This is a genomic window from Nocardiopsis valliformis DSM 45023 (genome assembly GCF_000340985.1).
GTDB lineage: Bacteria > Actinomycetota > Actinomycetes > Streptosporangiales > Streptosporangiaceae > Nocardiopsis > Nocardiopsis exhalans.
On the sequence record NZ_ANAZ01000024.1, the window covers coordinates 50,761 to 74,311 of the forward strand.

General features: G+C 70.9%; 21 protein-coding genes. 11 read left to right on the plus strand and 10 right to left on the minus strand.

Translation table 11 applies throughout. From position 1 onward, the window contains the following. Positions 1–29 precede the first annotated feature (29 nt). From D457_RS0121355 to D457_RS37720, 6 genes are read right to left on the minus strand one after another with little or no spacing between them, the layout of a single operon-like run. On the minus strand, positions 30–848 hold the full coding sequence (locus tag D457_RS0121355; RefSeq protein WP_017582713.1) for an SDR family oxidoreductase: 819 nt from the start codon (positions 846–848) through the stop codon (positions 30–32). Then, the gene (locus tag D457_RS0121360) at positions 848–1,963 is read right to left on the minus strand and encodes a M20/M25/M40 family metallo-hydrolase (protein WP_017582714.1); all 1,116 of its coding nucleotides are present in this window, start codon (positions 1,961–1,963) and stop codon (positions 848–850) included. Before D457_RS0121360 ends, D457_RS0121355 begins: the two co-directional genes overlap by 1 nt. Then, positions 1,960–2,772, minus strand: a complete 813-nt coding sequence (locus tag D457_RS0121365) for a [LysW]-aminoadipate kinase (RefSeq protein ID WP_017582715.1) — start codon at positions 2,770–2,772, stop codon at positions 1,960–1,962. Before D457_RS0121365 ends, D457_RS0121360 begins: the two co-directional genes overlap by 4 nt. A 9-nt stretch (positions 2,773–2,781) precedes the next feature. Further along, positions 2,782–3,747, minus strand: a complete 966-nt coding sequence (gene argC, locus D457_RS0121370) for an N-acetyl-gamma-glutamyl-phosphate reductase (RefSeq protein ID WP_239646176.1) — start codon at positions 3,745–3,747, stop codon at positions 2,782–2,784. A gap of 8 nt (positions 3,748–3,755) precedes the next feature. Further along, on the minus strand, positions 3,756–4,631 hold the full coding sequence (locus D457_RS0121375) for a RimK family alpha-L-glutamate ligase (RefSeq protein ID WP_017582717.1): 876 nt from the start codon (positions 4,629–4,631) through the stop codon (positions 3,756–3,758). Next, positions 4,628–4,792: a hypothetical protein gene (locus D457_RS37720; protein WP_017582718.1), complete on the minus strand. Its 165-nt coding sequence runs from the start codon at positions 4,790–4,792 to the stop codon at positions 4,628–4,630. The genes D457_RS0121375 and D457_RS37720 overlap by 4 nt, the downstream gene beginning before the upstream one ends. Before the next feature lie 97 nt (positions 4,793–4,889). On the opposite strand from D457_RS37720, the gene D457_RS0121385 reads away from it, so the two are divergent. From D457_RS0121385 to D457_RS0121425, 9 genes are read left to right on the plus strand one after another with little or no spacing between them, the layout of a single operon-like run. Further along, positions 4,890–5,474: a hypothetical protein gene (locus D457_RS0121385; protein ID WP_017582719.1), complete on the plus strand. Its 585-nt coding sequence runs from the start codon at positions 4,890–4,892 to the stop codon at positions 5,472–5,474. Then, complete coding sequence (locus D457_RS0121390; protein ID WP_017582720.1) at positions 5,471–6,481, plus strand: BtrH N-terminal domain-containing protein; 1,011 nt, start codon at positions 5,471–5,473, stop codon at positions 6,479–6,481. The genes D457_RS0121385 and D457_RS0121390 overlap by 4 nt, the downstream gene beginning before the upstream one ends. Next, positions 6,478–7,770: a DegT/DnrJ/EryC1/StrS family aminotransferase gene (locus D457_RS0121395; RefSeq protein WP_017582721.1), complete on the plus strand. Its 1,293-nt coding sequence runs from the start codon at positions 6,478–6,480 to the stop codon at positions 7,768–7,770. The genes D457_RS0121390 and D457_RS0121395 overlap by 4 nt, the downstream gene beginning before the upstream one ends. Continuing rightward, positions 7,770–8,552: a transketolase gene (locus D457_RS0121400; RefSeq protein ID WP_017582722.1), complete on the plus strand. Its 783-nt coding sequence runs from the start codon at positions 7,770–7,772 to the stop codon at positions 8,550–8,552. The genes D457_RS0121395 and D457_RS0121400 overlap by 1 nt, the downstream gene beginning before the upstream one ends. Further along, on the plus strand, positions 8,549–9,514 hold the full coding sequence (locus tag D457_RS0121405) for a transketolase family protein (protein ID WP_017582723.1): 966 nt from the start codon (positions 8,549–8,551) through the stop codon (positions 9,512–9,514). The genes D457_RS0121400 and D457_RS0121405 overlap by 4 nt, the downstream gene beginning before the upstream one ends. Further along, the gene (locus D457_RS33105) at positions 9,507–9,818 is read left to right on the plus strand and encodes a phosphopantetheine-binding protein (protein ID WP_017582724.1); all 312 of its coding nucleotides are present in this window, start codon (positions 9,507–9,509) and stop codon (positions 9,816–9,818) included. Before D457_RS0121405 ends, D457_RS33105 begins: the two co-directional genes overlap by 8 nt. Position 9,819: 1 nt before the next feature. Further along, positions 9,820–11,100, plus strand: a complete 1,281-nt coding sequence (locus tag D457_RS0121415; RefSeq protein ID WP_017582725.1) for a cytochrome P450 — start codon at positions 9,820–9,822, stop codon at positions 11,098–11,100. Beyond that, positions 11,097–11,870 (plus strand): thioesterase II family protein, encoded by a 774-nt coding sequence (locus D457_RS0121420; protein WP_017582726.1) that lies wholly within the window; start codon positions 11,097–11,099, stop codon positions 11,868–11,870. Before D457_RS0121415 ends, D457_RS0121420 begins: the two co-directional genes overlap by 4 nt. Next, the gene (locus D457_RS0121425) at positions 11,867–12,610 is read left to right on the plus strand and encodes a sulfotransferase-like domain-containing protein (protein ID WP_017582727.1); all 744 of its coding nucleotides are present in this window, start codon (positions 11,867–11,869) and stop codon (positions 12,608–12,610) included. Before D457_RS0121420 ends, D457_RS0121425 begins: the two co-directional genes overlap by 4 nt. Positions 12,611–12,637: 27 nt before the next feature. On the opposite strand, the gene D457_RS0121430 is transcribed toward D457_RS0121425, so the two are convergent. Genes D457_RS0121430 through D457_RS0121440 form a run of 3 tightly spaced genes read right to left on the minus strand, consistent with a single transcriptional unit; the run spans position 12,638 to position 20,481 of the window. Beyond that, positions 12,638–16,405, minus strand: a complete 3,768-nt coding sequence (locus D457_RS0121430) for an SDR family NAD(P)-dependent oxidoreductase (RefSeq protein WP_017582728.1) — start codon at positions 16,403–16,405, stop codon at positions 12,638–12,640. Between the two features lie 12 nt (positions 16,406–16,417). Beyond that, on the minus strand, positions 16,418–17,128 hold the full coding sequence (locus tag D457_RS0121435) for a thioesterase II family protein (protein ID WP_239646178.1): 711 nt from the start codon (positions 17,126–17,128) through the stop codon (positions 16,418–16,420). Positions 17,129–17,163: 35 nt separating this feature from the next. Then, complete coding sequence (locus D457_RS0121440; protein WP_083926824.1) at positions 17,164–20,481, minus strand: non-ribosomal peptide synthetase; 3,318 nt, start codon at positions 20,479–20,481, stop codon at positions 17,164–17,166. Positions 20,482–20,597: 116 nt separating this feature from the next. Here D457_RS0121440 and D457_RS0121445 point away from each other — a divergent pair, with 116 nt between their 5' ends. Then, positions 20,598–21,749, plus strand: a complete 1,152-nt coding sequence (locus D457_RS0121445) for an acyl-CoA dehydrogenase family protein (protein ID WP_152514314.1) — start codon at positions 20,598–20,600, stop codon at positions 21,747–21,749. Between the two features lie 5 nt (positions 21,750–21,754). Next, positions 21,755–22,759 carry an acyl-CoA dehydrogenase family protein gene (locus D457_RS37565; RefSeq protein ID WP_017582731.1) on the plus strand — a complete coding sequence of 335 codons (1,005 nt, stop codon included), beginning with the start codon at positions 21,755–21,757 and terminating at the stop codon, positions 22,757–22,759. Positions 22,760–22,825: 66 nt separating this feature from the next. Here the strand turns inward: D457_RS37565 and D457_RS0121455 are convergent, their stop codons facing one another. After that, the gene (locus D457_RS0121455; RefSeq protein WP_017582732.1) at positions 22,826–23,536 is read right to left on the minus strand and encodes a thioesterase II family protein; all 711 of its coding nucleotides are present in this window, start codon (positions 23,534–23,536) and stop codon (positions 22,826–22,828) included. Positions 23,537–23,551 lie beyond the last annotated feature (15 nt).

The window sequence follows — 23,551 nt, forward strand, 5'->3', positions numbered from 1 at the left end:
TCCTCCTTCTCGGATCCCGGGTTCTTCGGTCATCTCGCGGTGAAACCCCCGTCGACCAGCAGGTCCGTCCCCGTAGCGCCCCCCGACTCCGGACTCGCCAGCCACAGGCAGGCCGCGGAGACCTCCTGTGCCGAGACCAACCGGCCGAGCGCGTGGTACGAGGACGATCCGCGTTCGTAGTCCTCCAGGGAGGCGCCCATCCGCCGGGCCACGTCGGCCGTGCTCCCGGTGCCCAGCGCCGGATCCGCCGCGACGGTGCTCGGGCTCACCGAGTTCACCCGGATCCCGTAGCGCCCGTACTCCAGGGCCAACGCCTTGGTCAGGCCCACCACCGCGTGCTTTGAGGCCACGTAGTTGGAGAACATCTCGAAGGCGACCCGGCCCCCGGTGGAGGCGGTGTTCACGATGGCCCCGGAGCGGCGCTCGACCATGTGGGGCAGCACGGCGCGGCAGCACCGCCACGTGCCGGTGAGGTTGACGTCCAGCACCCTGGTCCAGTCGTCCTCGCTCAGCTCGTGCGACAGGACCCCGCCGGGGGCGAGCAGTCCGGCGTTGTTCACCAGGACGTCGATGCGCTCGAACTCCCTCATCCCCGCGGCCACCGCCGCCTCGACCTGCCCGGAGTCCCGTACGTCGGCGACGGCGGTCACGACCCGGCTGCCAAGCCCGCGGCAGGCCTGGGCTGTCTCCTCCAGCTGCTTCCGCTCGGCGAGCGGGTAGGGCCCGTCCGCGCCGCAGCTGTCAACCAACAGCAGGTCGGCCCCTTCCCTGGCGAACAACAGGGAGTGCGAGCGGCCCAGGGCGCGGGCCGCGCCCGTGATCATGACGATCCGGTCCTCGAGTCGCATCAGTCGGTCCCCTTCTCGCTCGTGACCGCCAGTGCCCGTCCCGGCGGGCGGGTGATCCGCCCGGCCGACACCAGGTCCGCGAGCCTCGGCAGGGCCCGGTTCAGCACCCTGACCGACCGGAGCAGTTCACCGATCGAGATGTGCTCGTCCCTGGTGTGGTCCAGGTGTGCGTCGCCCGGCCCATAGGCCACCATCGGCAACCCCCTCCACGTCTCTTCCAGGACGTTCATGTCGGAGGTCCCGGCCTTGCGCTTCATGACCGGTTCGCCTCCTTCGGCGACGATCTCCGAACGCAGCGTGCTCGCGACCGCGTCGCTGCGCCTGCGGTGGACGGCGGACACCCGCTCGTCGAACCAGACCCGGCCGGTCGCGTGACCGCGGACGTACTCCTCGAACCGGTCGAAGTCGAACCCCGGCGGCACACGACAGGTGATGAAGGCCTCGGCCCTGCTCAGACCGCCCTCCAGCCGGACCAGGGTCGCGCTGGCCGAGCCGAACGCGATGGGGTCGGCGGACGATGACACCCCGAGCACGTACTCCTGGATCCGCCGGAACAGGCGGACGGCGTCCTCGACGGCGGTGGGCACCGGGCTGCTCGTGTGCATGGGAGGTTGGCTGACCGAGTAGCGGACCCCGATCCTGCCCTTGTACCCGAGGCAGACCCCGTTCCATCCGCTGGGCTCGCCGATCACCACGGCGTCGGGGCGCAGCGCCGTGCTCAGCACGTGCCGCGCGCCCACGGACCCGGGCACCTCCTCCCCGACCGCGCCCACCACGTGCACCCGGGCCCCTGAGGAGGCGGCCGCCGCGCAGATCATGGCGGCCATGGGGCCCTTGGCGTCCACCGCCCCCCTCCCGTACACCAGGTCGCCCACCCGGCACACCGGGATATTCCCGGGCACGGTGTCGATGTGGCCGAGAAGCATCACCGTCGGCCGGTCCGGGGGTCCGATCACGCCGTGGACGTTCCCCGCCTCGTCGATGCGGGAATCCATGCCGAACTCGGACATCCTCTCGGCGAGGTAGGAAGCGAGTCTGCCCTCGTTGCCCGAGACGGAGGGGATGTGCAGCATGTTCCAGAGCAACCGGGCGGGACGCGTGTCGAAGGCGCTCACTCGCGGGCCTCCCCGGTGACCGGGAACTCGGTGCCCGCTCCCCGCAGAGCCGCCTGGACCGGCCGGTCCGCGGAGGCCGAGGAGACGATTGCGCGCACGCCCGCCCGCTGTGCGCGCAGAGCCGCCCGGACCTTGTGGCGCATCCGGCCGGAAACGTAGTCGGGGAGTTCCGCGAGCGTGCGTACCAAAGTCTCGGCGTCCCGGCGGTCCGTCAGAACGCCCGGCGTGTCCGTCAGCATCACCAGGGCCCGTGCGCCCAGGGCGACCGCGACGCATGAGGCCAGCTGATCGGCGTCGACGTTGAGCAGGCGGCCGTCGTCGCCCACTGCCGGCGGTGAGACCACCGGTACCGTCCCGGCTTCGAGCAGGCCGCGGAGGAACCCGGGTGAGACTCCGGTGATGCGGCCGGAGAGGTCGTCGCGCACCAACCGGACCCGGCCGTCTTCCACCGAGCGCAGGGCGGTCCTGCGTTCGGCCCGGACGAGCGCCCCGTCGGCACCGCTGAGACCGAACGCCTTGACGCCGCGTGTGTGCAGGCCCTGGACCAGTTGCGGCTTCACCCTGCCCAGCAACGCCATGGCCAGCACGTCGAGCGCGGCGTCATCGGTACGCCTGCTGTGCGTGCCGTCCGGTGAGACCAGCACCCCGAGGGGTACTCCGAGGCGCTCCGCCAAACGGTCCGCCTCGGCTCCGCCCCCGTGCACCAGGATGATCTCCGCACCCTCGGCGGTGTGGGCGGCCACGTCGTCCAGGGCCCGCTCCGGAGTGACGAAGCCGCCGAGTTTGACCACGATCAGGTTCGGTGCCACTAGCCCTCCTCACCCCACCCGAAGTCCCGTGAAACCGAGACCGGCCCGCTCGTCGAAACCGGCCGCCACATTCAGGCTCTGCACGGCCCCTCCGGCGGCCCCCTTGACCAGGTTGTCCAGGGCCACCACCACGACCACCCGTCCACCGTCCCCGTCCACGTCGAAGCCGATGTCAGTGAAGTTGCCGCCCGTGAGAAACTGCGGGTCGGGCAGGCGGTGCACACCCGACCGGTGCGCCACCAACCGGACGAACGGCTCCCTGCCGTAGCACTGCCGGTAGACAGACCACACGTCGGACCGTGACACCGGGCGGGTCGGGCGCACGTGGAGGACGACCTGTACGCCGCGCACCAGCGGTACGGCGGTCACCGTCATCCGGACCGGTGAGCCGCACAGCCGGGCGATCTCGTGTTCGTGGCGGTGTCCGGTCGCCTTGTAGACGCGCATGGCGTTTCCGCGCTCAGGGTGGTGCGTGGCGGGGCCGGGCGAGGCACCGGCACCGCTGGAACCGGTGCGCGCGTCGACGAGTGTCTCCCCCGCTACCAGTCCCGCGTCGACCAACGGCCGCAGCCCCAGCACCGCCGCGGTCGCCATGCACCCCGGCACGCTGATCCTCTCGCTGCCGACGATCGCGTCTCGGAACAGCTCGGGAAGGCCGGTGGTGTACCCCTCCTTCGCGGCCTGTTCCGGGGCGCGGAAGTCCGGGCTGAGGTCGACGATGACGCGGGCGGCCTCGGCCACCCGGGAATGGACGCGAAAGAGCTCCCCGCGGGGCAGCGCGGAGAAGACGACGTCGGCCGGGAGCAGTTCATCGAACGCGGAGAACTTCAGATCGACGTGGCTCAGGTTCGGGTGCCCGCGGCCCACGGGGGCACCGGCCTGACTGCGGGAGACGGCCTGGACCAGGCGAAGTTCCGGGTGGGCCAGGATCAGGGCCATCAGCTCCCCGCCCGCGTAGCCTCGCGCGCCGATCACCGCCGCCTTCATGAGACGGTCTCCCGCAGCAGGTGGTCGACGATGGCGTCCGCGACCGAAACTCCGGGGTTGGCCTCGCCGAGACCACGGAACTCCACAGCGCTGTTGACCTCCAACACGAACAGCCTGCCGTCGTCGGTTTCCAGCAGGTCGACGCCGAGTACCCCGCCGCCGACCGCCGCCGCGGAGCGCTCCGCCAGCTCCACCAGGGAGTCGTCCAGTCGGCGCGGTACCGCGGTGGAACCCAACGCGACGTTCCGTACCCAGTCGTCGGACTCGCGTGCCATCGCCGCGACCGCGCTTCCACCGACGACCAGGACCCGTAGGTCCCGCCCGGGGACGAACTCCTGGACACACGTGAGTTTCTGCGAGGGAGAGGCCAGTTGGTCGCGGAGGCCGAAGAGCGTCTCCGCGGTCTCCCTGTCGCCGACGCGGGCCAGCCCCCTGCCCCACGAACCGTTGACCGGTTTGACCACGGCGGGATAGCCGACCTCATCGGCCGCCCGGCCCCCGGAGGACGGGGCCAGGGAGACGACCGTATCGGGCGTGGGAACCCTGGCCCGGTCCAGTGCGAACGCGGTGGCGATCTTGTTGTCGCACAGGGCCACCGTCTCCGGTGTGTTCAGGACCGGAACGCCCACCGCGGCGCACCACCTGCTGACCTCCAGCCTCCGGGTCGCGGAAAGCGACCGGTTCAGCACCGCGCGCCAGCGAGGCCGCGGGGCGCCCACCCTGTAGACGATCGAACGGTCGTCGACGACCTCGCTGTCGACCGCGCGACGGCTCAGCGCATCCAGAAGCGCCTTCTCCTCCAGGCGGATCCTGGAGGCGACCACGGCGACCGTTCCCGCAGCCGTCCCGGGATGTCCCGCGATCGGGTTCACTCGCCCCAGTCCTCTTCCACCTCGGGGGCGAGGGCCAAGAGCAACGGGGACACCGCGACGACCTCGAGCTCGCTGGAGCACGCGGGGCAGTCCACGATCTCGGATGCCCTCGTATCCTCCGGCAGCTCCAGCGACCCTTGGCATTCTGGACACAGCGCCATATGTTGTCTCCAACTCTCTGGGCCGATAGTCTGCAAAAAGTCACACAGAGGCTAGCATAAATCTAAAAAGATACTACACACCCTGAGAGCAGGCGAATTGACTGAATTCTCCGCGGCGCAGGTTGTACACACGCATGCGACATTCGCCGTCGACCTGTCCACCCACCGCAACAACATCGCTCTGACCACGCCCGAAACCCTGCGGAACGGCATGCTGAACGTGTGGGGCAACAGTCTTCCCGCGGAGACACTCCGTACAGACTGCCTCCGGGTGGGGCGGGTCCGCTTCGCCGGAGTGCGGGCGAACGGCACGGAACCCGACAACGTACGGTGCGCCGGCCAGTACGTGGACCTGCCCGAGATAGAGGCGGACTGGATCCACCTCCTCGCCACATCCGAGCGCCGGTGCGAGGAGGAAGTGGGCGTTCACTACGCCTCGGGGGCGGCCACCACCGAGTGGGTCCGGGTATCCGACTTCCTCCCTGCCCGGGCCCGCTTCGGAGAGCTGGCGGCGGCCCGTTCGTCGGCCCTGCACTATCCGCACCACCGCCAGGAGGACCTCAGCGGACAGGTGTGGGCCGTACGGGTCCCGGTGACCAGGTGGGAGGCCGTCCGCGGCCTCCGGCTGCCGGACAACCCGGCACTGCACGTCTTCGCTATCTCCGTCGAGGGAGTCCGATGACCGCCACGGATCCAGTGCTCCCCTGGTACGACGACCTATCCAGTTGCCTGCAGACCGATATCGGCCACGTCCTGGAACTGCGTGGTTGGGACCCTGTCCAGGCCCTCGGGGCGGGTTGGCGGTTCCGACCGCCCGGCGGTCCGGTCGAGCCGGTGGAGTACTTCCACCCGGCCGGGGAGAGCCTTCAGGAAGAGTTCTGCCTCTACCACCCGGTGCGCCTGACATGGCACCAACCGCCAGGCCCCGACACCGCGCACGACGACCTGGTCGAGGCGCTGGCACGCGGCGCATCGGTGATCGTCGCCGTCAACAACTTCCACATGCCCTTCCGCCCCGCCTACCGCGACGTGCACGCCGCGCACCTGGTCATCGTCACCGGATGGGACGAGCAGCGCGGGCTCTACGAGGTGGTCGACCCGATGCCGCCAGCCTTCTCCGGCACGCTGCCCAGGACCGTCCTGGAGAAGGCCCGGGAGGACCTCAGCGTCGAGGACGAGAGCGATCCGTTCTTCGCCGGGAGCAGACCCTCGTGGCGGTGGCTGGAGGTGACGGCGACCGGCCCCCAGCCCCGGGCCGACGGCCCCTGGGTGGACGACGCGGTCCGCCGCAACATCGCCGCGTTGGACGCCCCCGACCGCGGGCCCCGGGCACTGGCCGACCTCGTGTCCGGCCTGCCCGAACGCGTCCGGAGCCGGGGCCCCCGAGCACTGCGGGAGATCTACGTCCTGGGCTGGCCCGCGCAGGCGGAGGCGGCCTTGCACAGCACCTTTTTGTTCCAGGCGGCGAACAGGCTCCGGCGCCCCGACCTGGCCGACGCCGCAGACGCTGTGGGGAGGGTGGCCCACGCCTGGACCGGTTTCCGGGTCTCCGCGGCCCACGGCGCGACCGGGCGGGAGCCGGACCGGGACCGGGCGGTCGCCCTGACCACCGCTCTCGGCGAACGGCTCCTCATGACCTGGGAGCAGTCCATGCACCGACTGCGGCGGACCGCGGGGACGGCGCCATGAACGCGCTCGCGATGCTCGGCGGGCCCCGGACGGTACCGCCGGAGATGAACGGCGGCCCCTGGCCCGTGGTGACCGAACAGGACGAGAACGCCGTCCTGCGCGTCCTGCGCAGCGGCAGACTGACCGCGGCGTCGGCGGACGAGGCGGAGGTCCCCGCCTTGGAGGACGCCTGGGCCCGGCAAGTTGGCACGGAGAACTGCACAGCCGTCGCCTCGGGCACCGCGGCCCTCCAGGCAGCGCTGACCGCGCTCGGCATCGGTCCGGGCGACGAGGTCGTCCTACCCGCACTGACCATGAACGCGACCGCCCACGCCGTGTGCCGGACGGGCGCGGATCCGGTGTTCGCCGATATCGAGCCGGACACCTTCACCCTGTCCGCGGACCGCGCCCGCGACGCCACCACGTCGAGGACGGGAGCGCTGCTCCCGGTCCACCTGCACGGACTGCCCGCCGACATGGACGGTCTGTCCGCGCTCGCGCGCGAGCGCGGGGTACCCGTCGTCGAAGACGCCGCGCAGTCCCACGGAGCGCTCCACCGGGGCAGGGCCACGGGCGCGCTGGGCGAGATCGGGTGCTTCAGCCTGCATCCGAGCAAGAACCTTCCCGCCTGCGGCGAGGGCGGACTGATCACCACCGACTCCGCCGACCTGCACAACGCCCTCGCGGAGATCCGCAACTTCGGTGAACGGCCCCCCACCGGCACACGCGGATACGTGGCCCTGCGGTCCGGGAGCAACTTCCGGATGAGCCCGATGATGGCCGCCTTCGCCCGTTCCCAACTGGAGCGCATGCCCGAGTACGCCGAGAGCCGGCAGCGGTCGGTCACCGCACTGCTCACGCGGCTCGCCGGGCTGCCCGGGCTGCGCGTCCCGGTCGTACCGGAGGGCCGGACCCATGCCTGGCACATCATCCGGTTCCGGCTGGTCCCCGAGGAACTGGACCTGCCCGACGTGCCCACCCCCGCCCTGCGTGCCGCGCTCCACCGGGTGCTGCGCGCCGAGGGGGTGGCCGTCTCCCGATACCAGACGGCGCCCCTACCCGCGCACCCGGCCTTCCGGGCGCCGGGTGCGGGCGCCGAGCGGATAACCGAGGAGTTCCCGGTCAGCTGCGCGACCGTGGACGGTTCCCTCTGCCTTCAAAGACGGCACATGGGCCCGGACTCGGGTCCCACGCTCTCGGCCTACGCCGACGCCTTCGAGAAGGTGTGGTCGCACATGGACCTGGTCCGGCGCATGGCACGGTCACGCCCGCACGAGCCCGGTTGGCAGAACGCCGTGGAGGTGCGCTGATGGGCACCGACGTGAGGGCCGTGGCCCAACAAATGCGCGAGGACATCGTCACCATGGCGGGCGGGCCCCAAGGCGCCCACGTGGGGGGCAGCATGTCCTGCGTGGAGATCCTCGCGGTCCTCCACTGCGAAATCCTGACCGAGGGGGACACCTTCGTCCTGAGCAAGGGGCACGCCGCCCCCGCGCTGTACGCGGTCCTGGCCGCGACCGGCCGTATCGAACGGGAGGAACTGGCCACCTACGCGCAACCCGGCAGCCGACTGTTCGGGCACCCTTGCCAGGGCCTCCCCGGGGTCCCCTTCCCGACGGGTTCCCTGGGACACGGTCTGAGCCTGTCCGTCGGTATGGCCCTGGCCGGAGAACTCGGCGAAACCCCGGACCGGCACTACACCCTGTTGGGGGACGGCGAACTCCAGGAGGGCAGCGTCTGGGAGGCGGTGATGTACGCGGGGCACCGCCGGCCGAGGAACCTGGTGGCGATCGTCGACCGCAACGCGCTCCAGCTCACCGGGACGACGGAGGACCTCGTCTCGCTGGAACCCCTCGCCGAGCGGTTCGGGGCGTTCGGCTGGACTGTACGCGCGGTGGACGGGCACGACCCCGACGCCCTGGCGGAGGTGCTGCGCAAGCCCGACGACCGACCCGTCGCGGTGATCGCCACCACCGTCAAGGGACGCGGGATCCCCTTCATGGAGGGCAGGGTGTCCAGCCACTACGCGACCCTCAAGCCCGCGCTGGTAAAGCGTGCGCACACCGCGCTCCGTTCCGGGGGGCAGCGATGAACGCCGCGTCAGAAGGCGGCCAGGACCCTCGCTCGGCCTACCGGGACGCACTCATCGAACTGGCCGAGGCCGACGAACGAGTGGTCTGTGTCGACACCGACACCGGAGGCCTGGAGCGCACCTTCGGCGCTCGCTTCCCCGACCGCTACTTCAACGTGGGCATCGCCGAGGCCAACATGTTCGGGATCTCCGCGGGGCTGGCCGCCCGCGGTCTCCTTCCGTACGCGCACACCATGGCAACCTTCGCCACGCTGCGCGCGGGGGAACAGCTGAAGCTGGACATCGTCGGTACCGGGCTGCCCGTGCGCGTGGTCGCCACCCACGGCGGCCTGTCCGCGGCCCACTTCGGCACAAGCCACTACGCCCTCGAGGACCTCGCGGTCACGCGGGCACTCACCGGCGCGACCATCGTGGTGCCGGCGGACAGCTCCGAGATCGGCCCGGCGATGCGCGCGCTGCACGATCACCCCGGCCCCTCGTACCTGCGCCTGGGGCGCTCGGCGACACCACCCGTGCACACCGGCCCCGCCCCCTTCACCCTGGGGCGGGCCGTACCCCTGCGCGACGGTACCGACGTCTGCGTCCTGGCGATGGGCCCCCTCCCGGTTCTCATGGCACTGGAAGCGGGCCGCGAGCTAGAGGCGGCCGGGTATTCCTGCGGGGTGCTCCAGATCCAGACCCTGGCCCCCCTGGACACCGGGGCTGTGGTGGAGGTGGCGCGCTCCACCGGCGGACTGGTGACAGTGGAGGAACACCGTCCCGGCGGGGGCCTCGGCGACGCCGTCGCGGAGGCAGCGGGGCACCTGCCGACACCCCATCTGCGCCTGGCGGTCCGGGGCAGGGTCGGGGAGCGGGTCCTGGGACACCGGGAAGCCCTCGAGGAGTCAGGGGTGAGCGCGGCGGCCGTCCGGGACGCGGCTATCCGGATCATCAATTTGAGGAGAGACGCCATCCATGGTTGACCAACCGCCCAGTGGACACACCAGCGATCCCCCCTCCCAGGTCACCCGGGACAAGGAGCCAGTGCCCGCCGCACTGGTCGCGGCGCTGTACGCGCGCGTACTCAAGGTCGACGCCGTCGGCGAGAGCGATGATTTCTTCGTGCTGGGGGGCACGTCCCTCTCAGCCATGGACCTCCTCGACGCCATCGCCGAGGAGACGGGGGTCCTGATCCCGGTCAGAAATTTCTACATGGCCACCGGAGTGACCGAACTCACGCGTGAACTGAACCGGCGGATCACCGAGCCGACAGACGAAGGAGCCTGAGGTGCTGCTCTCCCGCCCGCCTTTCGAACCAGTGGAGTTCGAGGGCGTCAACTTGCTGGACTCCGCCTACTACGCCTCCGCCGACCCCCACGCCCTCTGGGCCAGACTGCGTGAGGAACGGCCTGTCCACCTCTGCGACCCCGGCGACGGACGCGAACCGTTCTGGGTGGTCACCCGGCACGAGGACGTGACCCGGGTCCTCAAAGACCACCGCTCGTTCTCCTCCCGCCGCGGGACCATGCTGTGCATCGTGGACCTGAGCATGCCCGACATCGCCTCCGACGACATGATGCCGGACACCGACCCGCCGCGGCACCGCCAGCTCCGCGAGCCGCTGAACCGGGCCCTGACCCCGCGCGCCGTCGCCGACCACGAGGACCGCGTCCGCGGGATCGTCCGGTCGCTGCTGAGCCCCGCCCTGAACGAGGAACCCTTCGATCTGGCACAGGCCGCGCTGATGTTCCCGATGGCCTTCACGGGTTCGATCATGGGCCTGCCCGAGGAGAACTGGGCGCGGATGTCTGAACTCACCACGATGACGATCGCCTACGACGACCCCGACTACTCCAACGGGTCGCCCCGGGCGACCGTCCGGCAGGCGCACCACGAGCTGTTCTCCTTCTTCCGTGACGAGGTCTCCCGACGCTCCCCCTCGGACGCGGGGACCGACCTCATCGGCATCCTGCGCTCCATGGACCTCGACGAGGGGCCGCTCGACGAGCGGCAGCTCATACTGAACTGCTACGCCCTCCTGCTCGGCGCGAACGTCACCACGCCCCACGCGGTGTGCACGATGATCGCCATGATGGGCGAGCACCCCGAACAGTTCCGCGCGGTCCGGGACGATCCCTCCCTGCGGGCGGGTTGCGTGCAGGAGGTGCTGCGCTGGTCCTCTCCCGCCAGTCACTTCATGCGCTACACGACCCGAGAGGTGAACCTGGGCGGCGAACGGATCGGCCCGGACGAACCGGTGAGCGTATGGCTGGGGTCGGCCAACCGGGACGAGCGCGTCTTCGACGATCCCTTCCGGTTCGACGTGACCAGGAGGCCGAACCGGCACGTGGCCTTCGGGGTCGGCCCGCACTACTGCATCGGTGCCGGACTGGCCAACATGGCGCTGCGCCTGCTGCTCGACGAACTGCTGGAGCTGTTCGACTCCGTCGAGCAGGTCGGAGAGGTCCGGCATCTGGCATCCAACTTCATCGCCGGCTACAAGAGCATGCCGGTCCGGTTCGTCCGGCGAAAGGACGCCCTGACGCCCGATACCGAGGAGGTCCGATGAGGGAGTACGACACGGGCCGCGCCGCGTGGTTCGACCAGCGGTTCCGGTCCAGGAACGCCCGGCAGAGCCTGTACTGCCTTCCCTTCGCCGGGGGGACGGCGAACTTCTACGCCGACTGGGCCGGGAGGCTAGGCGGCTCGGTCGAACTCGTCCCGGTCCAACTGCCCGCACGGGGCCCCCGCATGACCGAGCCGCCGGTGCCCGACATCGGCACCGCGGCCGACGAGATCGCGTCGGCGATCAGGGCCGAGCCCACTGCACCGCTGCTGTTCGGGCACAGTATGGGTGCGATCCTCGCGTTCGAGGTCGCCCGGAGGCTCCAGGGAACCGGCGAGCCGCCCGGGTTCCTCTTCGTGAGCGGGCGCCCCTCCCCACGGCTGATCAGGCCCCGCCGCCGGGTGAGCGACCTGTCCCGTTCCGACTTCCTCCGGATGCTGCGCGATTACGGCGCCGCCGACGAGGAGATCCTCGGCAACGACGAACTGGTGGATCTGCTGCTGCCGATGATGCGTTCCGACTTCTCCCTGATCGAGCGCTACCGGTACCGTCCGGGCGCCCCGTTGTCGTGCCCGATCCTTGCCTGGTGCGGCGACGAGGACCCCGAGGTGGCCCCCGAGGAGATGACCGGCTGGGGCAAGGAGACGAGCGCGGACTTCGAACAGTTCACGCTGTCGGGGGACCACTTCTTCCTCAGGGAGCACTCGGACGAGATCACCGGGGCCGTCCGCCGTGCGGCCGCACGAGTGGCGAATGCGGGCGGGACGCCGTGAACCGCACCGGGAACGGGGGGCGCCCCTCACTCCTCATCCTGTGGAGCCCTCCGCGCTGCCGGTCCACGGTCTTCCTCCGGATCATGCACGAGCGCGGTGACCTCACGACCCTGCACGAACCGTTCTCCCACCTCAAGGACTTCGGGGCCGCCGAGGTGGACGGTGTCCGGTGCGCGGACGAACAGACCCTCATGGACCGCCTGTCGGCGCTCTCCGAACGGACCACGGTGTTCGTCAAGGACACCACCGACTTCCGCTACCCCGGGCTGTTGGAGGCCGGGGACTTCCTGCGCTCGGCGTCGCACGCCTTCCTGATCCGGGACCCCCGCGAGGCGATCGCCTCCCACCACCGCCTCAACCCCGAGCTGGAACGGGACGAGGTCGGTTTCGCCCGGACCCGGGAGATCTTCGAGGCGGTGGAGAAGTACGGAGGGGAGCCAGCGGTCCTGGACTCGGAGGACCTGGTGAGGTACCCCGAGGCGACCGTCCGGGCCTACTGCGAGCGGGTCGGGCTCGACTTCCGGCCCGAGGCGATGAAGTGGAGGCCCGCGCTGCTCCCGCAGTGGCAGCGGACCTCGAGGTGGCACACCGACGTCGCGGAGAGCAGCGGGGTCCGGCTTCCCGATCCCCGCGGGCCCGGGGAGAACGTCGAGGCGCACCCGGTGCTGGGCGGCTACTACCGCTACCACCTGCCGCACTACGAGTGGCTGCGTGAAAGGCGGGTGCGGATCACCCCCTGAGCCGGGGCGATCCGCGCCCGCGGACCCTCAACCCCGGTCGAGGGCGGCTGCCAGCTCACGGACCGTCGGGTGCTCGTACAGCAACCCGACGGCCACCTCGTTACCGAGCCGGCCGCCGATCTCCTCGGCGAGCTGGACCGCCCGGACCGAATCGAAGCCCAGGACGAAGAACGAATCGTCCCGGCCGACCCGGTCCAGGCCCAGCACTCTGCCCACACCCTCTGCGACCAGGGTCTCCCCGGCTCCGACCGGCGCGGTGCCGACGACTCCCGGCCCGCTCCTGGAGGAGAGCACGGCCACCTCGTCCACCCGGCCCGCGGCGTCGCGGACGATTTTGGGGCGCATCGTGATCTGGGCAAGGACCCCGGCCCGGGAGAGGGCGCCGGAGACCTCCCTGCGCGTCCGCTCCTGGTCCGCACCCTCCTCAGCGACGACCGCGAGGACCACGCTCCCCCCGCCGAACTGGTCGGGGGCCAGCCAGGACTTGATCGCCGGGTTGTCGATGTCCGCCCCGACCACCAGGAAGGACGCGTCCTGGTTCAGGGCCTCCAGCAGTGCTGAGACGCCCTCGGCCGGGTCGATGCTGCGCAACCCCCTGCGCAGGGCGGCGGCGACGAGCGGGTTGCCCTCGTTCATCCCGGGCCCCGACCACATGCTCCACGCGAGGCAGCGCACGGGGCGTCCGTCGGCGGACCAGCGGTGGGCGTACGCGTCGAGTGCGGCGTTCGCCGCGGAGTAGGCCCCGAAGCCGCTGCCGCCCATGAGGCCGTTCACCGAGGAAAAGAGGACCACGGCCGTCTCCGGGCGCCGCCCCAGGAGGGCCTCGATCGCCGCGCCGCCCCCGAGTTTGGGGCGGAGCATACTGTCGAGCCAGCCCGGGCTCTCACGGGTGAGTTCGTGGGAGGACAACCGGTCCCACTGGGGTGAGACCGGGGTTCCGGCGAGGTGGGCGACAAGGTCGAGCGTGCGCCCCCAGTCGCGTTCGGCATCGGCCACCGCTGCGGAGAGCGCGTCGGCGTCCGCCACGTCCAAGGGGCTGTAGCGTACCTCCCCGAGGTCCCGGAGCCCGGCCAGGACCTCCCGGGCGGGACCGGAGAGCCGCTCTTCCGTGGTCCGCCCGACGATGAGGACGCGCGCGCCGCAGGTCACCAGCAGGTGCTCAGTAACGCTCCGGCCCAGCCCGCCGAGGCCTCCGGTCACCAGAGCGGTACCGCCGGGCGGGAGGAACGCGGCCGAGACGTCGCGGGCCCCCGTCGGCTCGACCGCCCTCAGTCCGGTGGTGTACCCGGTCCCGTCCCGGAACCCGGTGACGTCCGCGTCGTAGCGGCTCCGGGCGAGGTCGGCGAGTTGGCTGTCGGCGGCGCCGACCGGTGCGTCCACCAGTGCGACCTTCGACAGCGCCCCCTCGGTCTCGGCGGTACGCGCCAGAGCGGTCAGCGCCGCGCGGGCCGGGACCACGAGGTCATCGGGTCGGACGCCCACCGCCCCCTGGGTCAGCACCGTGAGCTCGGTGTCCGGGGCCGCGCGGGCGACTGCGGAGAACGCCGCGAGGAAACGGGCGGGGGCGTCCTCGTCCCCGGCGGCCTCCGGCCCGGTCTCCCAGGCGTAGACCACACGACGGGGCGTTCCCCGTCGAGCGGCGAGTTCGGAGAGTGCCCGCTCGTGCTGGGCGGGGTCCAGGGGGTCAACGCGCACGGCGTCCGCGGCGGGTCCGTCGTCGGCCGTACCGGGGAGAATGAGGCCGACAGCACCGCCCAGCGCACTCGGCCAGGTCGCGGAGGCCGGCGCGTACACCACTGTCCACGCGTCGTCAGGTTCACCGACGGGGACCTCATCCACCGGTACCGGGACCTGTTCCAGGGCGGGGTACTCCGTCCGCCGGCCACTCGCGCTCACCCCGTCGTGGGAGCGGTGTTCGAACCGTCCCTCCCGGAACATGTCCAGCAACCGCTCGCGCTGTACCTTTCCGCCGGGGGCGCGCGGGAACTCCTCCCCGGTGACCGGCACGATGAACTTCGCCATGAGCGACAGGTCGCGGGCGAGCGCCTCCCGAACCGCGGCGACGGTGCGGTCCAGGTCGGCCGCGGACTCCTCCGTCGGGACGAAGAACACGAGGACGGCGTCCGTGCCGACCTCCTCGTCGTGGATCGCGCACACCGCCGAGCAGGCGGGGCGCACGCCCGGCACCTGCTCCACCACCGCCTCCAACTCCTGGGCCGGGTGGTTGGCCCCGTTGGCGATGATCATGTGTTTGCGTCGTCCGGTCAGCGTCAGCCGCCCCTCGTGCAACAGACCCAGGTCACCGGTGTCGAACCAGCCGCCGCCGACGAAGGAGTCCGCGTTCGCCTGGGGGTTGCGCAGGTATTCGCGCAGCATCGTGTCCCCGGTCACCTGCAGGCGTCCGATCCTGCCTTCGGGGATGATCTGCCCCTGGTCGTCGACGATCCGGAGGGAGAACCCCGCCACCGGGGTCCCCACCTCGACGAGGGTCAGCGCGCCCGGAGCGCCGTGCTCCACCTTCCGCACCTGCCCGTCGAGCGACAGCGGGTCCACCGAAAGCGTTCCCACCCGCGGTTCGCGCGCGTCCATCCGCGAGTAGAGGACGCCCGACGAGGTCTCCGACATCCCCCAGCACGGCACCATCGCGGTCGGGGGGAGCCCGTGCGGGATCAGCAGTTCGAGGAAACGGAACGCGGTCCGGGCTACCACGGCTTCCCCCGCGTTGCAGATGTTGCGCAGCCGGGACAGGTCCCAGCTCCCCGCCACGATCTCCTCGGCGTGCTTGTTCACCAGGGAGAATGCGAAGTTCGGCGCCCACGTGGCGGTGGCGGAGAAGCGTTCGGCCCAGTCCAGCCAGTTCAGCGGACGCCGGATCACCGCCTCCGTGGGCGCGTTGACGTGCTCGCACCCCAGGAACGTGTCCCGGACGTTGGACATGACCATCCCGCCGACGTGGTCGAGGGGCATCCAGTTGAGGGAGACGTCGTCCCCGGTGAAACCGTTGGCCTCGATGGCGGCGTGGGTGCGGGCGACCACGGTGCGGTGGGTGTGGTGCACGCACTTGGGGGTGCCCGTGCTCCCCGACGTCAACAGGTTGACGAACGGATCGTCGGGTCCGGCGGGGAACGGCTCCGCGGGCCGCTCCGCCGTGGCCTCCGCCACGGAGGCCACCCGCAGCTTCCCGTCCGCGCCCCACAGCGGCCCCAGCGCCGATACCGGGCCGCGCAACGAGGTGTCGGTCAGGACGAGGGGCCGCTCCAGCAGTTCCCAGGCCGCCCGGAGCTTGCGCACGACCGCGTTGTCTGTCGTGTAGTCGGGGGCGGCCCCCACCGCGGTGGGAACGAACCCCCCGAGCACGCAGGCCCAGAACGCGGTGACGAACGTGCGGTTGTCGGCGCACTGCAGGATTACCGGATCACCCTCGTCGAGTCCCAGCTCCCGGAGCCCGGTGAGCGCCCGAGAGGCCTCGTCCAGCAGTTCCGCGTAGGTCTGCCTGTCGGTCCGGCCGTCGGAGAGCACGTAGACGGTCCCGCGTTCGGGCACTTCGCGCGCCGCCGTGAGCAGGGCCTCGGACACCGTGCGCGCCGCCGTCGGCCTCGACGGCGGCGCGGCACCGACCACGAGGGAACTCCTGGCGCCCGACAGCGCGGTGCCGTTCAGCGGTGGTGCGGCGGTCGACGATTCCGGGACCCAGCCCTGACGCAACCGCCGGTCCACCACCACGGCCACGTCCCGGACACCGTCGACGGCACCGGCGATACGGGCGACCCCTTCGAGTTCAGCACTCTCGTTCATCGGTTCCCCAACTCAATCGGACAGCAGAGCGAACGCCAGGGTCCGCGCGGACTCCTTGGAGAGGCCGTCGATGAAGTAGTGGCCCCCGTCCACGAACTCCTCCGTGACACCGGCGGTCGTGTACTCGCGCCAGCCCCGGACCGCGGACCTTCCCACGAGGGGGTCGTCCCTGCCGAGGATGACGGTCACCGGCACCGGCAGCGGGGGGCGGGGCCGGTGTTCGTAGCGCTCCCACAGGGCGAAGTCGGAGCGCAGCAGCGGGAGAAGGAACTCGATGAGCGAACTCTGGCGCGCCACCGCCTCCGGCAGTCCCCCGCGCGCGACCACCGCCTCGACCAGTTCCCGGTCCGGCAACTCGTGCAGTCGTTCGCCCGGGACGGGCGCGCTCGGCGCCGGTTGGGCGCCCACCACCAGTCGCCGCGGCCACACGCCGTGTTCCCGCCCCATGTACGAAGCGACCTCGTAGGCGAGCAGGCCGCCCGCGCAGTGCCCGTAGAAGGTCAGCGGCAGGTCCTGGTACGGGCGCAGCGCGATCGCGATCGCGCGCACCAGACGCTCCAGTCCGTCGGGGGGTTCCTCACGTGAGCGGTCCTCGCGCCCCGGCAGTTGCACCGCCAGCGTCTCGACCGTGTCCGGGAGCAGCCCGGGCAGCTGTCGGAACACGGAGGCGCCGCCGCCCGCGAACGGAAGGCAGACCAGTCTCGTCCGGGGGGAGTCGCGCACGGACCGTCGAACCCAGAGAGACTCCGCTACGAACACTATTCGCTCTCCCCGTTCTCGCCGTCGAGGACTCCGGCCAGCTCCGCGATCTCCTCGTCGGTACGCCCCTCGATGAGGTCCAGGGCCTCCGTGACGGCATTCCTGCGCCGGTGCTCCCGCTCCAGGGCCTTCTCGACGAGGGACGCGAGCCCGCTGACGGTCGGGGCGGAGAAGAAGTCGGCGATGGGCACCTCCACCCCGAACACCGACTTGACCAGCGAGGAGATGCGAATCGCCTGGAGACTGGTGCCGCCTTGGGCGAAGAAGTTGGTGTGGTTTCCGATCCGTCGCCCGAGCAGGGGGGCGAACACCTCCGACCGCACCGTGCGCTCCGTCGGTGTGCCGCCGTCGTCGCCCTCGTCCACGCCCTCGACCGAGGAGAACTCCACCTCGGGAAGGGCGCGGCGGTCGGTCTTCCCGCTCCGGGTCAGCGGAATCTCCGCCAGCGGGACAATCACGCCGGGGATCATCGCGGACGGAAGCCGCGTACCCAGTTCCGCCCTGACCGCGTCCAACTGGAGATCGGCCCCGTCCCGCGCCACCACGTAGGCCACCAGGAGTGCTCCGCGGTACTGGTCCACGGCGACGTCGGCGACCGCGCGGGCCACGCCCTCGACCGCGCCCAGCGCCGCCTCCACCTCACCCAGTTCGATCCGTACCCCGCGGATCTTGACCTGCCGATCGGTACGTCCGAGGAAGCGCAGGTCGCCTTTCTGGTCCCACGAGGCTAGGTCACCGGACACGTACATCCGGCTCCCCGGAGGGCCGTGCGGGTCGGGCCGGAAGCGCTCGGCGGTCAGTTCGGGCCTACCCAGGTAACCGCGTGCCACCCCCAGGCCGGCGACGGCCAGTTCGCCCACGGCTCCGGAGGGTAGTAGGCCCAGGTCCGGGTCGAGGACGTAGGCGCGGTGGTTGGCCATCGCCCGGCCGATGGGTGGTGAGTCGGTCCACGTGCCCTCGCACCGCTTGGCCACCACCGTGACGGTCGTCTCGGTCGGCCCGTAGCCGTTGTAGAAGTCCCGCCCCCGGGCCCACCGGGTGGTCAGCGCCCCGCTGAACGCCTCCCCGCCCACGAACGCCACCCGCAGGTCCGGATAGTCCTCCGGGGACAGGAGTTCCATGATCGCGGGGGGCAGGTCGATGACGGTGATGCCCTCGTCGGCCAGAATCCCGTGCAGGGCGTCGATGGACCCGCGCTCTTCGGTGTCGACGACGCGCAGGAGCGCCCCGGAAAGAAGCGAGCCGAAGATCTCGAAGACCGAGACGTCGAACCCGGGCGACGCGAACTGCAGGACACGGTCCTCCGGGGTGAGGGCGAACTTCTCCCGCACGGTCCGGATGAAGTTGACGGCGTTGCGGTGCTCCACCAGGACGGCCTTGGGTCGACCGGTCGAGCCGGAGGTGTAGATGGCGTAGGCCAGGCGGTCCGGGGAGATCGGTCGGACCGGTGCGGCCGACGGCTCCGCGGCGAGGGCGTCGCCGATGTCCACCGTCGGGACGCGTCCCCCCACGAGGTGGCGCGCCTCCTCCGAGACCAGGCCCAGGGACGCGCCGCAGTCCTCGATGATGGCCCCCACCCGTTCCGAGGGCTGGGTGAGGTCGATGGGGACGTAGGCGCCACCCGCCTTGAGCACGCCCAGGACTGCCGCGATCAGCTCGGGACCGCGCTCGACCAGGACCGGAACCAGGTCCTCCGGACCGACGCCCTCCCGGACGAGTACGCGGGCGACCCGGTCACTCCACGCGTCGATCTCCCCGTACGTCAGGTGACCTCCGCGCCAGACCACCGCGGTCCGGTGCCGGTGCTCTGCGACCACTCCGGCGAACACCTCGGGGACGGACTCGTCAGGGAAGGCGCCGATGGGTGAGTTCCAGACGTCCGTCACCTGGTCGAGTTCGTGCGGGGCCGCGAAGGGGAGCGAGAAGAGCGGCTGCCGGGGATCGACGCACGCGCCTTCCAGCAGTCGGAGGTAGCGGTCCACGAGTTGCTCGGCGGTACGTTCGCGGTACAGCGAGGTCGAGTAACGGAGGGCGAGGCGCGGCTCGGCCGCGTCCCAGTCGGCTTCCAGTTCCAGCTCGAAAGCACCGACCCCGGTCTCCACCCTCTCAGCCCCGATGCGCAGACCCGCGGCCGTCACCGGGTCCCCTGCGCCGTACGGGGTACTGAAGCCGAGTTGCACCAGGGGGAGGCGCGCCGGATCCGGGTCGATCCCCAGGCCGTCGAGGATGGCCTTGAAGGGGAGTCCCGCGTGCGCTTCGGCTTCGGTGCGCCACTCGCCCACCGATCGCACCAGGTTCACGAACCTCGTGGCGGGATGCACCTCGGCCCGGATCGGCAGCAGATTTCCGCGGTCGGCGACGAGCGCCCCCGGCGGAAAGGGCACCGGCACGTCCCGGGGAAGACCGATGATCAGGTCGCTGAGGGACGTGTACCGGGCCACCAGGGCGAAGTAGGCCGCGAGGAAGACGTCCTCCGGGGAGACCCCGAGTTCGCCGGCCAGGTCCCGTACGTGCGCGGCCGTCGCCTCGGGGAGGGGGCGCGACACCGTACCGCTGGTCAGCTGGAGCAGTTTGGGGCGGGGCAGGTCCGGGGGCAGTTCGGTGGGTTCCCAGCCGGCGAGCGTCCGGCTCCAGAAACCGACGGCCGCCTCCGCTTCGGATCCTTCCAGCCACTCCCTCTGCCAGGACGCGAACTCGCCCGGGCCCACGGCCGGTTCCCCGGAATCCGCTTCCCTGCCTTGGACGCGGGCTTCGTAGGCGGTCGCGAGATCGGCACGCAGGACGTTGACCGAAGGCGGGTCCATGACCAGGTAGTGGGTGGCCAGCAGGAGGACGTGCCGCTCCTCGGAGTGGCGCAGGAGCCGGAACCGGGCCAGCGGCCCCCGGTCCACGTCGATCGCTCCGTCCAGCTCGGCCCGGACGAGCGAGGCGTGGTACCGAAGCTCTTCCTCCGGGCCGAGGTCGTCCGCCTCTTCGACGGGCAACCGGAACCGCTCGGTCGGACGGACGATCTGGGTGCCCTCGTCCGAATCGTGGGGGAAGACGGTCCGGAGCGCGACGTGGCGCTCGACGGCATCGCCCACCGCCTTCTCCAGGGCGTCGGGGTCGAGCGGCCCGGCCAGCTCGAAGCGGAAACCCAGACCGTAGGCGGCGGCGCTCGGCGCCACGCGGTCGAACAGCCAGAGCTGCTCCTGACGCAGGCTCAGGGGTGACGACCGGGCCCCGGGGGCGACGTCTCCGATCTGGGCGAGGAATTCTTCCCGGCGGTCCCGGGGCAACTGTCGGAGTCGGCGGAGAAGACCACTGTGTCGGCTCATAACCTCTGCCTCAAGCAAGAGTGACTGATGTACTGTAGAGAGTACGTAGCATTACCCCAGAGTCAGCGACACTCTATATCAGAGTCTACAAAAACGGAATGATGAGGTTCGCTGGCATGGATTTCGGTGTCCCCGAGTCAACCGAGGAGTTCGAGCGAAGGCTGGTCACCGCGCTCCGCTCCACCGAGACGAGAGATCTGATCGACGAGGTGAGCCGCCGAGCCGACGGTATGGACGGCGACCCCAACCCCCTTTACCGGCACCTCGGCCGGTCCGGCCTCCTCGCACCCTCGTGGCCGAGGCGGTACGGAGGCCTGGATGCCGACCCGACGGCCACCATGGTCCTGCTCGAGAACATGGTCAGGTACAGCGTGCCGCAGAGTCTGTACTACATCTCGGTCCAGATCGTCGGTTCCCTTATCCTCCAGGCGGGCACCGAGGAACAGAGGCGCGAACTGCTACCGAGGCTGGCGTCCGGCGAACTCACCATGTGCATTCTGTTCACCGAACCCGATCACGGTTCCGACCTGGCCGGGATCACCACGCGGGCGGTGCGGGACCACGACGGTTCCTGGGTCCTCAACGGCCGCAAGACGTACAACCTCAAGACCGCCTACGCGGATCTGGCGCTGTGCGCGGTGTGCGACGGCGGAGAGGACAACCGTTACGAGAGCATCACCCTGTTCCTCGTACCGCTCGACAACCCCGGGGTCTCGATCCGGCCCATCGCGAGCCTGTCGGACGAGCAGTTCCACGACGTGCGTCTAACGGACGTGAAAGTCGGCGCGGAATCGGTGTTCGGCGAGGTCGGCGGGGGCTGGGGGCTGATCACGCGCATGTTCACGGCCGAGCGCAACGGACTCGACTACTACGCCCGGGCCAGGCACTGGCTGGAACAGGTCACCGAACAGCTCACCCGGAACGGCCGGGAACCACTGCCCGACGAGCTGGCGGGCCTGGCCCGACACCGCGCCCGGCTGCGGGCGAGCCGACTGCTGTGCTGTCGGGTCCTCCAGGGACTGTCCGAGGATCGCGTCGACATCGCACAGGCGTCCCTGGCCAAGTGGCACTGCAGCGAAACGGCCCAGGGCATCGCGTGGTGGGCGGTGGAGACTCTGGGGGCCGACGCGCTCGAACCCGCCCCGCACACCTTCGATGCCGCGTTCCGGGAGGCCCCTGGCATGACCGTCTCGGGCGGCGCCTCGGAGGTACAGCTCGACATCGTGGCGGGTGCCCGCCTCCTCGACAGCGTCCCGACCAGGAGGTAGAGAGCGTGGACCTGAGCATAGACCCGATACAGGAACGACTGGCCGAGGCCGTGGACACCGTACTGACCCGGACCGGGGCGCCGTACGCCGAGCTGGCCGCGATCGGCGTCCCCGGGCTGAGCATCCGGGAGGAGTTCGGCGGTCTCGAACTCGGCCTGAGCGCCGACACCATGGTGAACGACCGGCTGGGCTACGCGTTGGAACCGCTCGGGGCCTACCGTGAGACCGTGCTCGCCCTGGACCTGCTCGACCCCCGCAACGTCCCGGACAGCCTTCTTTCAGACCTGGTCAAGGGGACCCGGCACGCCGTGACCGTCGGCGTGCACACGGAGCCCTCGGTCAGGGCGGATGCCGAGGGCCGACTGCACGGAGTGAGCGAGTGCCTGCCCGTCGGGGAGATCGGCGCGGCTGTGGTCCGAACGGCTCGGCCCGACGGCGGGACCGGATGGCACCTGGTGTTCCCGGCGGGACCCGAATGCCGGGTCAGGGACGCGGACCGGATGGGACTGCCCCAACTGAGACTGGTGCTCGAAGCGGCGGAAGGCCTGTCCCTGTCGGGCGTGGACGAACGGTGGGAGACCGCGCTGAACTCCGCCAGGGTGCGCCAGGCCGCCCTTCTGCTTGGGCTCGCCCGCCGCGCCGTCGACGAGGCACGCGCACACGTCAACTCCCGGATCCAGTACGGCAAGCCCTTGGTGGAACTGCAGACCGTCGCGCACGGTCTCGCCCGGATATCGGGGGAGGGTGACGGCTGGGACCTGTTGGCCCATGAGACCGCGTGGCAGTGCGACAACGGCCGGGCACGCACCGCCGACACCGCCCTCCTCCTGGCGACTGCGGCGGAGCACGCGCTGCTGGCCACCCGCAAGTGCCTGCAACTGCACGGTGTCCGGGGCATGCTCGGCCACTCCACCCCGGCGGCCGCCTACCGCCTTGCGGCGGTCGAGGGCCTGCGCATGGGAACCCCGGCCCAGCTGTGGCGTCTGGCCGCGCCGGGCTGGCGGCGGTAGGACCGGTACCGGGCGGACCTCCCTCCACGACGCGCGTGCGCCGCGGAGGGAGCCGTCTTCGCGCGGTCACGCCGCCAGAAGCTCCTGGAGCTCCCGGGGCGCTTCGAGGAAGGTGTAGTGCGTTCCCTTGAGCACCGGGAAATCGGTCTCGCCCCAGGCCGACCACCCGCCCATGAAGCCGTAGGGCACCTCGGTGTCGTCGCTCCACCCGATCGCCGTCACCGGACAGGGAACCCTTCCGGCAGCCTCCTTGCGGTACCGCCGGTTCGCCTCCAGATCGGCCTCCAGGACCTCCAGGAACAGGTCGACCAGCTCGGGTGAGGGGTTGTCGGAGCCCAGCGCCGACAGAAGGCCGAGCAGCTCTCCGCGCAGCCCGCCGGAGTCCAGTCCGAGAAAGCGCCCGTACGGACCGTCCTGCGGCGCGACCTGGGAGGACACGAAGCAGCGTTCGGGTGGGCGCAGTCCCCGCTCCCCGATCCGCAGCACCGTCTCGAAGGCGGGCAGCGCGCCGCCGCAGTGCCCGAAGACCGCGTACGGGCGGTCGAGATACCTTCCGATTTCCTCGACGGCGTCGGTGGCCAACTGTTCGTAGGTCCCGTAGTGCGGATCCCGCATCCGGTTCTCCCGCCAGGGGAGTTGGAGGGGAAGTACCTCCATCCTGCCCAGCCGTTCGGGCCATTGCCGGAACATCGACGCTCCGCACCCCGAGTAGGGGAAGCACAGGAGCCGGGACGGCGCCTCGTCCGACGGTTCGCGCAGCAGCCACTTGGTACCCAACGGCTCTCCTCCTCG

Excerpts from the sequence above, each read along its gene's own strand:
- D457_RS37720 (WP_017582718.1), bottom strand. The coding sequence starts at position 4,792 with ATGGCGCTGTGTCCAGAATGCCAAGGGTCGCTGGAGCTGCCGGAGGAT.
- D457_RS0121400 (WP_017582722.1), top strand. The coding sequence starts at position 7,770 with ATGGGCACCGACGTGAGGGCCGTGGCCCAACAAATGCGCGAGGACATC.
- D457_RS0121440 (WP_083926824.1), bottom strand. The coding sequence starts at position 20,481 with ATGAGCCGACACAGTGGTCTTCTCCGCCGACTCCGACAGTTGCCCCGG.
- D457_RS0121355 (WP_017582713.1), bottom strand. The coding sequence starts at position 848 with ATGCGACTCGAGGACCGGATCGTCATGATCACGGGCGCGGCCCGCGCC.
- D457_RS0121420 (WP_017582726.1), top strand. The coding sequence starts at position 11,097 with ATGAGGGAGTACGACACGGGCCGCGCCGCGTGGTTCGACCAGCGGTTC.
- D457_RS0121405 (WP_017582723.1), top strand. The coding sequence starts at position 8,549 with ATGAACGCCGCGTCAGAAGGCGGCCAGGACCCTCGCTCGGCCTACCGG.
- D457_RS0121430 (WP_017582728.1), bottom strand. The coding sequence starts at position 16,405 with ATGAACGAGAGTGCTGAACTCGAAGGGGTCGCCCGTATCGCCGGTGCC.
- D457_RS0121395 (WP_017582721.1), top strand. The coding sequence starts at position 6,478 with ATGAACGCGCTCGCGATGCTCGGCGGGCCCCGGACGGTACCGCCGGAG.
- D457_RS0121390 (WP_017582720.1), top strand. The coding sequence starts at position 5,471 with ATGACCGCCACGGATCCAGTGCTCCCCTGGTACGACGACCTATCCAGT.
- D457_RS0121445 (WP_152514314.1), top strand. The coding sequence starts at position 20,598 with ATGGATTTCGGTGTCCCCGAGTCAACCGAGGAGTTCGAGCGAAGGCTG.
- D457_RS33105 (WP_017582724.1), top strand. The coding sequence starts at position 9,507 with ATGGTTGACCAACCGCCCAGTGGACACACCAGCGATCCCCCCTCCCAG.